This is a genomic window from Amycolatopsis vancoresmycina, assembly GCF_000716785.1.
In the GTDB taxonomy this organism is placed as follows: Bacteria; Actinomycetota; Actinomycetes; order Mycobacteriales; family Pseudonocardiaceae; genus Amycolatopsis; species Amycolatopsis vancoresmycina.
Genome location: NZ_JNYY01000061.1, coordinates 1 through 356, shown reverse-complemented (window position 1 = coordinate 356; position 356 = coordinate 1). Strand labels below are relative to the sequence as shown.

The window sequence follows — 356 nt, the reverse complement described above, 5'->3', positions numbered from 1 at the left end:
CTCGCATCCACTCTACAGTTCTCAAACACCACACCAGAAACAAACGCGTTCCCAGGGCAGAAGCCCCAAGGCGTGTTGCCTCAGGACCCAACAGTGTGCATAGCGAACACCCGACCACCCGAGCTCGGTGCGTGCTTTCCACGATCCTTACGGATCAGTACTCACGCGGACTTCGCTCACCGTCGCCGGCGATAACCAGTAGTTCCACAATTCCTTGAGCAACCGAGACAACACCACGTGCGGGTGTTAAGCCTCAGCCACTCCCAACCGAAGCTGGGATGTGTTGTGCTCCTTAGAAAGGAGGTGATCCAGCCGCACCTTCCGGTACGGCTACCTTGTTACGACTTCGTCCCAAT

1 rRNA gene is annotated in these 356 nt (G+C 56.7%); it reads right to left on the bottom strand.

Annotated elements, in window-relative coordinates:
• Positions 1 to 296: 296 nt before the first annotated feature.
• Positions 297 to 356 (bottom strand): 16S ribosomal RNA (locus OO60_RS44315); the annotation flags it as partial.